The 12,831-nt window shown below is 52.0% G+C and carries 16 protein-coding genes; 3 read left to right on the top strand and 13 right to left on the bottom strand.

Features of this window, described 5'->3' with window-relative positions; genetic code table 11:
* The 3 genes from gpM to F3I47_RS20115 all read right to left on the bottom strand — a co-directional run.
* A partial coding sequence (gpM, locus tag F3I47_RS20125; RefSeq protein WP_255474559.1) for a phage terminase small subunit occupies nt 1–235 on the bottom strand: 235 nt, incomplete at its 3' end.
* Nucleotides 236–238: 3 nt separating this feature from the next.
* Complete coding sequence (locus tag F3I47_RS20120; protein ID WP_150029885.1) at nt 239–1,387, bottom strand: phage major capsid protein, P2 family; 1,149 nt, start codon at nt 1,385–1,387, stop codon at nt 239–241.
* A gap of 52 nt (nt 1,388–1,439) precedes the next feature.
* Complete coding sequence (locus tag F3I47_RS20115; RefSeq protein ID WP_150042098.1) at nt 1,440–2,288, bottom strand: GPO family capsid scaffolding protein; 849 nt, start codon at nt 2,286–2,288, stop codon at nt 1,440–1,442.
* Nucleotides 2,289–2,432: 144 nt separating this feature from the next.
* Between F3I47_RS20115 and F3I47_RS20110 the strand changes: the two genes are divergently transcribed.
* From F3I47_RS20110 to F3I47_RS20100, 3 genes are all read left to right on the top strand, one after another.
* Nucleotides 2,433–4,196 (top strand): terminase ATPase subunit family protein, encoded by a 1,764-nt coding sequence (locus tag F3I47_RS20110; protein WP_150042096.1) that lies wholly within the window; start codon nt 2,433–2,435, stop codon nt 4,194–4,196.
* Nucleotides 4,196–5,227 carry a phage portal protein gene (locus tag F3I47_RS20105; RefSeq protein ID WP_150030207.1) on the top strand — a complete coding sequence of 344 codons (1,032 nt, stop codon included), beginning with the start codon at nt 4,196–4,198 and terminating at the stop codon, nt 5,225–5,227. Before F3I47_RS20110 ends, F3I47_RS20105 begins: the two co-directional genes overlap by 1 nt.
* A gap of 230 nt (nt 5,228–5,457) precedes the next feature.
* Complete coding sequence (locus tag F3I47_RS20100) at nt 5,458–6,999, top strand: P-loop ATPase, Sll1717 family (RefSeq protein ID WP_150030208.1); 1,542 nt, start codon at nt 5,458–5,460, stop codon at nt 6,997–6,999.
* Between the two features lie 35 nt (nt 7,000–7,034).
* Here the strand turns inward: F3I47_RS20100 and F3I47_RS20095 are convergent, their stop codons facing one another.
* From F3I47_RS20095 to F3I47_RS20045, 10 genes are all read right to left on the bottom strand, one after another.
* A complete protein-coding gene (locus F3I47_RS20095; RefSeq protein ID WP_150030209.1) occupies nt 7,035–7,376 on the bottom strand; it encodes a type II toxin-antitoxin system HicB family antitoxin in 342 nt (113 codons plus the stop codon).
* Nucleotides 7,373–7,627, bottom strand: a complete 255-nt coding sequence (locus tag F3I47_RS20090; RefSeq protein WP_029519675.1) for a type II toxin-antitoxin system HicA family toxin — start codon at nt 7,625–7,627, stop codon at nt 7,373–7,375. Before F3I47_RS20090 ends, F3I47_RS20095 begins: the two co-directional genes overlap by 4 nt.
* Before the next feature lie 366 nt (nt 7,628–7,993).
* Nucleotides 7,994–8,251, bottom strand: coding sequence for a hypothetical protein (locus F3I47_RS20080; protein ID WP_150030210.1), 258 nt, complete (start codon nt 8,249–8,251; stop codon nt 7,994–7,996).
* A gap of 74 nt (nt 8,252–8,325) precedes the next feature.
* Nucleotides 8,326–8,562, bottom strand: coding sequence for a DinI family protein (locus tag F3I47_RS20075; protein WP_223812774.1), 237 nt, complete (start codon nt 8,560–8,562; stop codon nt 8,326–8,328).
* Nucleotides 8,563–8,577: 15 nt separating this feature from the next.
* Complete coding sequence (locus F3I47_RS20070; protein WP_010256650.1) at nt 8,578–8,769, bottom strand: hypothetical protein; 192 nt, start codon at nt 8,767–8,769, stop codon at nt 8,578–8,580.
* A 204-nt stretch (nt 8,770–8,973) separates the two neighbouring features.
* Nucleotides 8,974–11,220, bottom strand: a complete 2,247-nt coding sequence (locus F3I47_RS20065; RefSeq protein ID WP_150042094.1) for a replication endonuclease — start codon at nt 11,218–11,220, stop codon at nt 8,974–8,976.
* Nucleotides 11,217–12,038, bottom strand: coding sequence for a DNA adenine methylase (locus F3I47_RS20060; RefSeq protein ID WP_150030212.1), 822 nt, complete (start codon nt 12,036–12,038; stop codon nt 11,217–11,219). The genes F3I47_RS20065 and F3I47_RS20060 overlap by 4 nt, the downstream gene beginning before the upstream one ends.
* A complete protein-coding gene (locus F3I47_RS20055; protein WP_150030213.1) occupies nt 12,035–12,397 on the bottom strand; it encodes a DUF5405 family protein in 363 nt (120 codons plus the stop codon). The genes F3I47_RS20060 and F3I47_RS20055 overlap by 4 nt, the downstream gene beginning before the upstream one ends.
* On the bottom strand, nt 12,384–12,596 hold the full coding sequence (locus F3I47_RS20050) for a TraR/DksA family transcriptional regulator (RefSeq protein ID WP_122889581.1): 213 nt from the start codon (nt 12,594–12,596) through the stop codon (nt 12,384–12,386). The genes F3I47_RS20055 and F3I47_RS20050 overlap by 14 nt, the downstream gene beginning before the upstream one ends.
* On the bottom strand, nt 12,596–12,823 hold the full coding sequence (locus tag F3I47_RS20045; RefSeq protein WP_150030214.1) for a DUF2732 family protein: 228 nt from the start codon (nt 12,821–12,823) through the stop codon (nt 12,596–12,598). The genes F3I47_RS20050 and F3I47_RS20045 overlap by 1 nt, the downstream gene beginning before the upstream one ends.
* Between the last annotated feature and the right edge of the window lie 8 nt (nt 12,824–12,831).

Here is a 12,831-nt window from a genome sequence, read left to right as displayed (position 1 = left end):
CGCCTTTGCCTTTCTCCAGCACGCCGGACACCCACGGCAGGTACTCAGGCAGCAGCTGACGCTTCATTTCCGCCTTGCGCTCGTTAGAGTGCACTTTCTTCAGGCGGCGCTTGTCGTCGTTGAGCTTGATGAGCATCTGCTCATAGCCGCTGGCGTGGCGCAGCGGGTTGTCGGCGATCTGCGAGGCTTCGATAGCCTGCTGGCGCATGCGGTGACGTCGGGCAGGGCTTAACATGCGTTACGCCTCCGTTTTTTCGGTGCCGGCAGCGCCGTCGTTTTCTGCCGCTGCTTCCTGCCCTGCCGCTGCTTCCTGCCCTGCCGCTGCTTCCTGCGTTGTGGCTGCAGGTGCAGCGAACTCACCGACTTCGATGTTTTCAACCAGGCAACCGGCCGCGTAATCCTCGATCACGTAGTCCTCGTTGATTGACTCATAGTTTTCGATGCGGTCGCGCTTCGGCGCTTCGTCAATCAGGCGGCGGTGCGTGCCTTCCTGAAAGTAAATTGACAGGTTATCCAGACGGGTGATCATCAGCGCGTTAGCAGGGAAGTACGGCACGCGGATAGCTGGCAGGTTGCCGATGCGTTTCTGGCTGACGATGAGGTCGGCTGCCAGCTGCTCGGTGTTGGCCTGCGACTGATTGACGATCGGGAAATATTTGTCAGCCAGCAGCTGGCGGCCGCAGATCACAACCAGCTCCGGGTCTTCCTGATACCACGCCTCGATCAGGGTGTTGGTGGCATCCATCACCAGCGCGTCGAGGTTGGCGTAATCGCCGTTTTTGCCGACGCGGATTTTTTCAGAGACGACGGTGCCGTCTTCCTCGGTGATTTTGCTCATCACGCGCGCCGGTGCATCATTGCGATACTTCTGCAGCCAGCCTACCGCCACGTCCTGCAGCATCGGGAACTTGGTGCGGTTCGAGGTTTTGGCGCGGGTCACGCCGTTGAAGCCGATCATGATGCGGTCAAGCGCCTGGCGCTTCACGATGGCGTCACGCAGGCGGGCCTGAAAATCTTCATAACGCGCCCACAGGTCGAGCGTGTTATAGCGGATATGAAAGTCATAGTTGACCTGCACACACTCATAACCCTGCTTATCCAGCGCGGCAAAGTCAGCGGTTTCGCGCTCGTCGCCGCCTGCCGTGTCGGTCGTGCTGGCAATCGAACCGGACACGCCGATCCCGATTTTTTCGCCCTTCATTTCGGACACCGGCACGATGTTGACGCGGGTCATAAAGTCGGAAGACTCCTGCACGCGGCTCATCAGGGTCTGCGTGACCGACGGCTCAACGGTAAACTTTTTGTTCATGTCTTCGGTTTCGACGCCGTTCAGCTCGGCGAGGCGGGTCATGAACTGGTTAAACTTAAAGCGTGTATTCTTGCGCATTGGCGTTCCTGTTTATCTCTGTGTTGGGTTTTAACGTTCAGGCAACGCCTGATTAGCAGTCGGTCTGCACGCCGGACTTCGGATCGCTGCCGGTTGCCGCCGGGCGGCGGGTAAAGCTGCCGTCGGTCTGCGAAAGCTGGCCCTGCAGCGCAGCGAAAGCGGCGCGGTCTTCCCCGGCCTGCTGCTCGATAGCCTCCAGACGTGCGGTGACGGATTGCTCCAGCGCCGACAGCTCCTGCGTCTGGCTCTCCGAGTTCAGCTGCACCTGCTCGGCGACGGCCGTTACTGCCGCGCTGACGTCGGCGAACTGCTCGCCATCGGTTTTCTTTTTGGCCGAAAACATGGCTGCAATACGCTCCAGCAGCTTTGGAGCCACATCGGCCACCTCTTCAAACTCGATCACGGTTTCTTCGGCGGCGGTAAAGAGGTTGCCTTTGTCCAGCTTGCGGGACGCCAGCGGATTAACTTTGGCCATGGCGCTGAAGCTCAGAATCTCAGTGCCGAGGCTTGCCGGGTCATCAGTCACGGCCAGGCCGACCAGATACGCCTCGCCCGTTTCGGCGAACTCAGGGTTAACTTCAATAGAGGTGTAGATTTTCTGGCGCGCTTTGGTCAGCTCGACCAGCTCAGGCGTCGGATCAATCCAGCCGAACAGCGCCAGCTTGCCCTTGAGCGGGCCGTCGCCGATTTCTTCAGCCTCGACGGCGGTCACGTCGCCAAAGCGGCGGAAGGTGCTGTCAGCGGCATAGCCCCGAATGTGCTCCATGTTGATGCGTGCGCCGTACATTTCCGGGCTGTAGTTTTTCGCCATCTGCGAAATCCAGTCGCGGGAAATGACACGGCCGTCGGTAGTTGCGCCTTCAACTGCGATACGAAAACGCTTTGCTTTGATTGCTGCCATTAATCAGGCTCCGGTCAGGTGTTGGGTCGGTTCGGGGCCAGTTTCCCCGTCGCCACACAATCCCTCAACGAATGCCAGCCCGCTGATGCATCAGCAAACAGGGACAGCAGGCGCGCCATTTTCGGCACCGGTAGCCTTGCCGGTATGAACATGACACCGACAACCATCATCAGCGATCCGCGCCGCCAGGCCGCGCTGCTTTACTGGCAGGGTTATTCCGTGCGCCAGATTGCGGAGACGCTCGGACAGAAAACGCCAACCGTGCAGAGCTGGAAGCTGCGCGACGCGTGGGACAACGTCGCGCCCATCAGTCGCGTTGAATCCAGCATGGAAGCCCGGCTGATTCAGCTCATCATGAAAGAGGTAAAGGGGAATGGTGATTACAAAGAAATAGACGCGCTCGGCCGTCAGATTGAGCGTCTTGCCCGCGTTGAGCGCTACCGCAGCAGCGGCAACGAGGCCGACTTAAACCTCAACGTGCGCAACCGCAATAAAGGTGAGCGCCAGCCGGTAGTTAAAAACGAGTTCAGCGACGAGCAGATCGACAAGCTGACCGGCGTGTTTATGGATAACTGCTTTGAGTATCAGCTCAACTGGCACCGCGCCGGGCTGACTCACCGCATCCGCAATATCCTGAAGTCGCGCCAGATTGGCGCAACGTTCTACTTTGCCCGTGAGGCGCTGATCGATGCGCTGACCACCGGGCGCAACCAGATTTTTCTTTCGGCCAGCAAGGCGCAGGCCCACGTCTTTAAAAACTATATCCTCGACTTCGCCCGCCAGGCTGACGTTGACCTGAAAGGCGATCCCATCGTGCTGCCGAACGGCGCGCGCCTGATATTTCTCGGTACGAACGTGCGTACCGCGCAGAGCTACACCGGCAACCTGTACCTGGACGAATATTTCTGGATCCCGAAATTCCAGGAGCTGCGCAAGGTTGCCAGCGGCATGTCGCTGCACAAGAAATGGCGCACGACCTATTTTTCCACGCCGTCGGCTCTTTCACACAGCGCCTATCCGTTCTGGTCAGGCGAGCTGTTTAACAAGGGGCGGCGCAACAGAGATGATCGCATCGAGATAGACCTGTCGCATTCACACCTGGCGAAAGGCGCGCTGTGCGGTGACGGGCAGTGGCGGCAGATCGTGACGGTTGAGGATGCGCTGACCGGCGGCTGCAACCTGTTCGACATTGAGCAACTGCAGCTTGAATACAGCCCGGCGGAATATCAGAACCTGCTGATGTGTGATTTTGTCGATGATGAGGCGAGCGTGTTCCCGTTTACCGAGCTGCAGAGCTGCATGATCGACAGCCTGGAAGAGTGGGAAGATTTTAACCCGTACCTGCCGCGCCCGTTTGCATACCGGCCGGTCTGGATCGGGTATGACCCGTCGCACACCGGCGACAGCGCAGGCTGTGCGGTAATCGCGCCGCCGCTCGTTGCGGGCGGTAAGTTCCGCGTGCTGGAGCGTCACCAGTGGCGGGGCATGGACTTTGCCGCGCAGGCGAAATCTATCGAGGACTTAACGAAAAAATACACCGTGGAATATATCGGCGTGGATGCCACCGGCATCGGCCAGGGTGTTTTCCAGCTGGTACGCCAGTTTTACCCGGCCGCGCGCGAAATCAAATACTCACCGGAAGTGAAAACCGCAATGGTGCTGAAGGCGAAAGACACCATCAGCAGCGGGCGGCTTGAGTATGACGCCGGGGCAACGGACATCACGCAGTCGTTTATGGCAATCCGTAAAACCATGACGGCCAGCGGCAACCGCTCAACCTACGAGGCGAGCCGCAGCGAAGAAGCCAGCCATGCTGACGTCGCCTGGGCAATCATGCACGCACTGTTAAACGAACCGCTTACCGCAGCCAGCGGCGGCGCTAATCCCTCAATTCTGGAATTTTACTGATGAGAAAACGCAGAGGCCGCAAGGCTCACACCGCCACCGCGCAGCCTGTACAGGCAACCGCACCGCAGCAGCACGCCGAGGCGTTTACCTTTGGCGATCCGACGCCGGTCATGGATAAGCGCGATATTCTGGATTACGCCGAGTGCATCGGTAACGGGCGCTGGTTTGAGCCGCCGGTCAGCTTTAGCGGGCTGGCTAAGAGCCTGCGCTCGGCTGTGCATCACAGCTCGCCGATTTACGTAAAGCGCAACATTCTGGCATCAACGTTTAATCCGCACCCGATGATGAGCCAGCAGGAGTTCAGCAAATTTGCGCTGGATTATCTGGTCTTCGGCAATGCCTTTGCCGAGCTGCGCCGCAATGGCCTGGGTAAGCCGCTGCGCCTTGAAACCACCCCGGCCAAATTTACCCGCAGGGGCGTGAAGGACGGCGTTTACTGGTTTGTTAACGACTGGAAAGAGCCGCACGAATTTTCGGCTGGCAGCGTGTTTCACCTGCTGGAGCCGGATATCAATCAGGAGCTTTACGGCCTGCCGGAATATCTCAGCGCGCTTAACTCCGCCTGGCTGAATGAGGCGGCAACGCTGTTCCGCCGCAAGTATTATCAGAACGGCGCGCACGCCGGTTACATCCTGTATATGACCGACGCGGCGCAGAGCAGCAGCGACGTTGACCGGATGCGACAGGCGATGCGCGACACGAAAGGGCTGGGTAACTTCCGCAATCTGTTTATGTACGCGCCGAACGGTAAGCCGGATGGCATTAAGATCCTGCCGCTCAGTGAAGTGGCTACGAAAGACGATTTCTTTAACATCAAGAAGGCCAGCCGCGACGACCTGTTAAGCGCGCACCGCGTGCCGCCGCAGATGATGGGGATTATCCCGGATAACTCCGGCGGGTTCGGCGACGCGGTGAAAGCGTCTCAGGTGTTTGTGCGTAACGAACTGACACCGCTGCAGGAGCGGATGAAAGAAGTAAATGCATGGATAGGTGATGAAGTGGTTACATTCAAACCTTACCAACTTACTTAACCTTATCTGGATAATTACACCGCATTTAAGTAAGTGAAATACTTGCCAAAACCCTAAAAAGTCAAATTGCATTGATTTTTAAGGGTTTTATTTTTATTGAGGTAAAGCAAGATGAAATTACGCATCTGTAATTTTGGAACCACTGTAAAGGAAATGTTGCCATTGCTTTCTCGACCTGCTATTGATTTATGCACCAAAAAAAGAAGATATATTTGAGTTAAGGATGCCTCATGGCTAATTTTGTTTTCAAAAACAGCGATCAGATCGGTAGTCTGGATGCAGAGTCTGATACATTTTTAGAAGAGTGTTTTTTAGAATCAAATGTTTATGAAACCTTAAAGAAATTTAATAAGGACGTTGATTTCACGAAGCGAATTATTGTAGGAAGGACAGGTTCAGGAAAAACAGCAATACTTAAAAAGTTAGCCCAAGATCCTATAGTCAAAAAGCATGCCGTAATAGAGGCCGAATCAACGGTTTTTGAACATATTAATAATAATGTATTTATCTCTCAGCTTTTAAATAACAATATCGATTTAAGAGTTTTTTATAAGTCTCTTTGGATTCATGTCCTTATTGTTAAAGTTATAGAAATGACTTTTGTTAGCAATAAATCGTTTTTTGAGAAAATGCAAACATTAGTCACCAGCAAAAAGAAAAGATACAATCTTGAACTAGCTCAAGAATACGTTTCTAAATATAGCGGCAACTTTTTCAATGATAAAATAGTCTCAGAAATAACTGAAAAAATGCAGCATGAACTGAACGGATCGATTGGAAACGGATTAGCAAAAGCCTCCGGTAAAATGGTTGATGAAGTAGCTCAGAAGATACAAACTGAAACAGCTCGATATGTCAGCAGCGAGTTACTCAGGAAGCAGAAAGAACTTATAAAGATAATCACTGAAGAAACTGCAGATGAAGGTCAGAACAGAATTATTATCAGCATTGATGATTTAGATAAGTCATGGCTCAGTAGCAGCAGCATTCGCTATGACTTCATAAATGCATTGTTAGATGCATTTAAAGAGTTAATTGATTTGCGCTCAGTGAAAGTGTTAATTTCGATCAGAACTGATATTTTAATGGGCATTTATAAAACCAATCTTCGGCAAGAAGAAAAAGATAGATCGCTTATAATTCCAATTGAATGGAAAAGGAAAGAGATTTTTGAAATATTAGACAGGCGCATCAATTACCTTATAAAACATAAATACGCAGGTAAAACGAATGTAACATTCTCGGATATTTTTAATTTCAAGGTAAAAGACACAGAAGCTTCAGAGTACATAGTTGAAAGAACCATGCTTCGCCCACGTGATGCCATAGACTTTGTTAATTATTGTTTAAATCAGGGTGATGGTTCAACCTCTATGAATGAGGATTATATATTAGAGGCTGAGGAAAAATATTACGCCTCACGGAAAACCGCAATAAACAAAGAATGGCTTAGTAGATTCAAGCACATCACAGATTATACAGATAGCTTAGCATTATTAGATAAGCAAGAGTTTTACAAATCCGATATCACTGAAAAAATCAGTGAGATTCAAGAGTTTTTGATGTCAAAATCTCATCATGATGATGATACCTTTGATGATAGAGTTGCAACAGACTTTAACTCTTTATTAGATGTGTGGTTTACAATTGGCCTGATAGGCATAAAGAAGACTGATTCTCTGATAATATTTTCCTCATTTGATAAAACCAACTTAGATATAAGTGATTACAATAAGAAGTTCTATATTCACCCCCTGTTCTTTAGAGTATAAAAAAACGGCCCGCTTGGGCCGTTTTACTAAACTAATCATGAGTGTTTTTCAATTACGAGATCAACGCCTTCATTGAGCAGTTCATTGATTGAAACACCATGCGCCTGAGCAGTTACGGCCAGCGCCTGATGCCTTTCTGGCGTCAGGCGGGTAGTCACCTTGCCGCTGAATGTTTTATACGGCTCGATATCATCCTTGCGGCATTCGTCGAGAAAAACCGCCAGTGATGTTGAACCCTCTTTTTTCAGCTCTTCGACGCTGTAAGCGTAGAAATCAGCGCCGCCGTTCAGGCCGACAAACTCCCCGCGAAACATTTCGATCTCAGGGTCAAAGGTGATGACGGCCAGATGGCCGTCGATTTTAAGTGTATTGTTCATGGTCTGATTCCTAAGCTATCGAGCCATACCCGGATGGAGTTAACCGCCCCCTTGTCAGTGGTTGGTCTGGGGTGCGGCCTGTGAAAGATTTTCTTTTGCCCTTTCAGCAGTACCGCAATCCTTGAACCTTCCCTTTCGTGAACCTCCGCACCGAGAGCGATAAAAAGAGATTCAATATCACTCCACTTTATCGAACCGCTAACCGGCCGGGCGAACACATCTGACAGCGTTTTCTGGTGTCGTTTGTTCATGGGCTTATAGTATCACAAAGTGACACCACTGCAAGCCTTTTATGGTATCACTTTATGACACCACTCAACCGCGCATTGATGACATGCAGCACACGTGAGTATAAGCGCCTCTGAGGCGATGGTTTGTCGCAACCGGCTCGGGGTGACATGGAACCATAAAACCGCACAGCGAGGCGCTGACGCACGCTGCGGCATACATGTTTGCACCCTCAGCGCGCAATGCTATCCCCGCCACGCCTGCCCGCTTTGTGCATCGCTTTTAATGCAGTTGCATGTACCTCGCAAAACACCGCCATTACTGGCGCTGCAGGGTGTTTCAGTGCTTCAGAAATTAATGCGAATCCATGCACGTTATGCATGCATGGCTCATTTACGGGTTACAGAACCCGAATAATCGGAGTTAGCAGCGCTTCCATAGTTCAACTGCTGCATGTAAATGATGCCTTCACGAAGTGAAACAGGGCGCGGTAACTCGAACATAAAAACAAAATCGTAAGTCCTGCCGAGCCAGAATCCTCCGCCAGCCTCTTTTGGACGCTGAAAGAATACCCAGCCGCCGGAATGGAAATACTCAAGGTAATCCCCACGATAAACGATCTGATAATTAGTGTCTTTTCCGGCCATTTGCTAACGCCTCGCAATGCTCGTTGTTCAACCGTGCTGCCGCCAAAATCAAGATTTTGGCATCAGCCCGATTATCAATGCAGCCAGCTGTCATCTTCCCAGACGTTCTGAAGTAAATCATTCAGCCTGCGACGGTCTTCATCAACTTTTACACCAGGCATTTCAATTTTGGTGTAACTACCCTGCCGCACCTGTACTACTGCATCAGGAAACAGCGCAGTTACACGTTTATGCACTTCTTCCCGGAAAGCATCTACCACCGACTGGCTGATTTTCTGATTCTTATCGAGCATGATTTCAATACGCATCATTTCTCTGCCTCGATTTTATTTATCAATCGGCACAGCCGAAAATACGACCGAAAACTGTTGATTAGCCATTGAAGTGTTACGTGCCAATTCAGCGATGAGATTTAAAGCGATCACTCTATCCTGCTCCCTACAGATCCCTTCAGAAGTAAGCCGCGCAATCAACTCTACCCGCTCAAGCATTACTCGCTCTTTTAAACCGTTATCCATGTGCCCTCCCCACTAAAAACACTGTCTATTTATACAGTAGCACAGCATTTACAGGTTGAGGAAGAAAAATGTCCCAGCCAATTTAATTTTTTATCTAGCTGATAAGGAACATTTTTATTCTCGACTCATCATAAAACTAAGCTTGCCAGTAAACTTAGTGATGTGAATGCCAGCTACTTAAGATTTTCCAACTTCAGCGCAACATTATTCGCTTTTTGTACGGTGCTTTTCTGCTAAACGGTTGAATCGTTCTAATACAAAAGTCCTCTTCGGCTCCAGTATTGGGCGGGCCAGTTCTCCATTAGGTAGGCTGCGGAACATTTGACCGGCGATTTTAGTCTGCGTGCCGCTAATCAGACGCACGGCCAGCCCGCGACTGATGGTTTCACCACTTAAATCTTTCACCTGGGCTATTACGCTGTCGCACGCAGCTTCGATTTTGTCAGACCTCCTCAGCTTCAGATGCCGCTTTTCTGGCTTCTGCGCTCTTATCCGGCTTAAAAGCTGACGCCGCTCCTTCCTGCTCATGCCGTCCAGGTCGATTTTTTCGAAACTTTCCGGTGGATTTGAATCCTCAGATCTCAAACCTCCCGTACAGTTATTGACAGAACTCCGAGAGGACGCGGACGCGTCCTGAAATTCAAAAGCCAAATCAACGGCACGTTTCGGAACAATCTTCCATTGCATCAGACGGGTTAAAATTGGCGTATCGTCACCAACTTCGGTTGCGTAAACACCCTTGATACGCACGGTTTCCTCGCCGTACTCATTCACGTCTTCGCTTGCCTGATACCAGGTGCGCACAGCCAGATCGTCGCGGCGTACGAACGGCCCGCCCTGCGCGTTAACGTATCCGGCCCAGTCTCCTGCGTCGGCGGCGTCATGCGCGGCCGCAAACTCAACGCTCAGGCCGTGCGCGGTTTCGCTGTCTGCCATGCGGCGCAGCTCGCGGTAAACCGTGACCGGCGCACCGCCCACAAACTGAAACTGCCGGATGTGCCAGCGTGCCGCCCAGGCAGAAACGGCCGAGGCTGTTTCTTTCAGATCTTTTCCGCTCTCGTCGTCTGTCTCGCCGTCCAGTGCATAACCATCAATATTTTTGGAAATGTATTTAGCAACGTAACCCGTTGCGCTGCCTTTCTCCGGGTCGATAGCCTCGGCGTGAAAACGCGCCTTGCGGGCCTTGTCTGTCGTCAGCTCGCTGCTATCTTCCTGCCAGGCGTAATCGCGCATAATTTCGCGCACGCGCTCAGCCTGTTCAGGGCGCATAAACATAAGCATGTGCCAGTGTGGGGTCGCATCATGATGAGGCTCAGCAACGCGGATCCCGAAGATGCGGATTTCTTCGCGGTGCAGCTTGGCGCGGATTTTCTGCCAGACGCTGCAGAGATAACGTTGCGTATCGGCCGGGCTGGCACCGTTCCATTTGCGGTTACGATGCCCGGTTTTGATTGTGGCGTGATAGCGCGCCGGGGCGGTCAGCGTGTAGAACTCGCCTATAAAGCCCATTTCATTGCAGATGTTTTCGAAGCCACGAATGCGGGTCATCAGCTCGCAGCGGCGGATCGCCGGGTTGGCCACACTGCCGTCGTATTTCTCGATCAGGCTGATGCGGTTGCCTTCCTCGTCTTCCAGCTCCATTCCTTTCAGAAATTCACGGGTGCGGCGCTTTTGCTCGCGCCACTCTGAAACGGTCATGCTGCTGGCGTAGGGGGTGTGCTTTTTGCTGACGTTAGCCAGGGCGATTTGAAGATGTTCACGCCATGATGCAGCCACGCGGCGCAGTCGGCCCTTCCACCATTTTTCCGTCTGCATACGCATGATCGCCGGGGTAACTTCCTCCGGGTCAAACAGTCGTGACGTGACTTTATCCCATAATGGCGGCGTCTGGCTCAGCTCATGAGTGATGGTGGCGGCGGTCATGTAAACGCGGTGCGTGTATTTGTAATCTGACTCATCGCTGGCCTGCTCGTGTGCCTGTACCAGCTCGGCGAGGATGAAATTAGCAACATCTCCGGCAAGCAAATCGACGTCGGCGCGAGCCATATCCGGCAGGCGGTTAAAGCGGCGCATCAGTTCCCAAAGAGTGCCGCCCGCGCTGGCCGCACCTGCCTGTTTAGTGGCATTGCCTGCCAGCAGGTTAAACGTGCCGTGACTCATTTCACCGAGGCGATATTGAGCGTTAACGGTTTCAACGCGTGGCAATGTGCGCTCAACGAAAGTTTTCGTTAAGTACGCATTGGCACGATCAATACCCTGTGTTTTTTCCAGCTCACTGACCCGGCGCTTTACGTCGATCTGAATCAGCGTCGGCTGCTTTTCGAGTAGTTCCTGCGCACGCACTAAAGCCGCAATCATCTGACTGCGGCTGTGCATTTCCTCATAGGTGGGGTACGGGCTGGCGATGGCTTCCCGTGGAGCATTCCACGGGTAAGCGTATTCCTGAATCATTGAGCCGCCAGCTGTTCTGCAGACCGTGCAACAGGATTGCGCACGGCGATGATTTCTGTTGCGCGCTTGCTTTTACCTGCAGCAACGCCAACCGAGCGGGCTACGCTAATACCGGTGATATCGAAAGCGCGAAGAATGCTGCGGGTGTAGAGAGTGTCGCTATTAGAAACCACAACCGGGCAGCGCTCCGAGACGTCAAGCAACATGCTGACCAGATCGTGATGCTCATCTTTGTCAAAACCTGCAGAGTGATATTCCGCGAACGTACCGTCATAAGGCGGATCGCAATACACCACATCGCCAGCTTTGGTCAGGCGCAGCGTTTCGCGAAAGTCAGCGCAGATGAACGTCGCGCGCTGCGCTTTCTTCGCGAATGCTTCTATCTCAGCCAGTGGGAAATATGGCTCTGCGTAGTTACCAAACGGGATGTTAAATTCACCACGCTTGTTATAGCGGCAAAGACCGCGATAGCCATTGCGGTTCAGGTACAGGAAATAAGCGGCGCGCTCCAGAAGAGGCAGCGACGGATCATGATTAAATGCTTCACGCACAGCGTAATAACTTTCGCCGGTTCTGTTCTGAATAAAGAGGCTGGCCGCAATAATGATAAACGGGCGGGTATGCTCTTTTATCTGGCGATAGAGATTGATGAGATCGGGATTTATATCCGCAATCAGGTAGGCCGGGTAATCGGTGTTCATCATTACTGCGCATGAACCGGCGAAGGGTTCGACCAGGCGATCACCTTCAGGCAGGCGCGTCAGCAGTTCCGGCATTACTCGGGACTTGTTGCCCGCCCATTTCAGGATCGTGCTCATATAGCACCACCTTTGGATGCCTTTGCGCGCTTTTCTTCCTGACGCATACGAATTTTATATTCGGTTATTCTTTGCTCGCGAAGTGGGGAAAGAACAGCAAAAATCTCCTGACAGCCAATTAGCAAGCGACCATATATATCTGACAACTGATCTAAGTCGCTTATTTCTTTTTTGTAGTCAGCAATGCCTACGCAATCACCAATAAGATCGCGAGTTAACATAACTTCGGATTTATAAATAGCGATTACCTCGGTCACCCGTGTACGCTTTCCTTCTGCGATTCGCCATACCATACGGCTTAAAACATAATCTCCGTTTTTAGCGACGGAAATATCGTGAGTTTCATTAATTGAAAGCATTGGAATTTTCCTTCAGTTCCTGACATTCAACGCAGCGAGTCACGCCATGAATGGCACGGCGACGCTTCTCCGGGATTGGCGCGTCGCAGTCTTCACAGAAAGAAGCCGCTACGCTGACCGGGCGATTTACTACGCTGGCGATGTTGCGCGCCAGCAGCTCGTCGGCGCGGGCCTGCGCCATGTCCATTGAGTCAGCCATTAGTGCAGCTCCTGTGCCTGGTCCTCAAAGCGCTCTGCCTCTTTGTCCAGCAGTTCGATAATCTCCACTGCAGACAATTCTTGTTGGCGGGCATGAATTGCCAGTGCGGCCAGGCGGATAGAAACCGATAGCGCATCATCAGAACGCTGCTCAGTTTTAGCCTTATTCAGCATGGCGCTAAGCGCTTCGTCATCAGCTTTATAATTACGGGTCTGGATATTTCGCATGTTTCTTT

The organism is Pantoea sp. M_10, assembly GCF_008631515.1.
In the GTDB taxonomy this organism is placed as follows: Bacteria; Pseudomonadota; Gammaproteobacteria; order Enterobacterales; family Enterobacteriaceae; genus Pantoea; species Pantoea anthophila.
The sequence above is the reverse complement of the archived record's forward strand: the minus strand, read 5'-3'. Positions and strand labels throughout refer to the sequence as shown.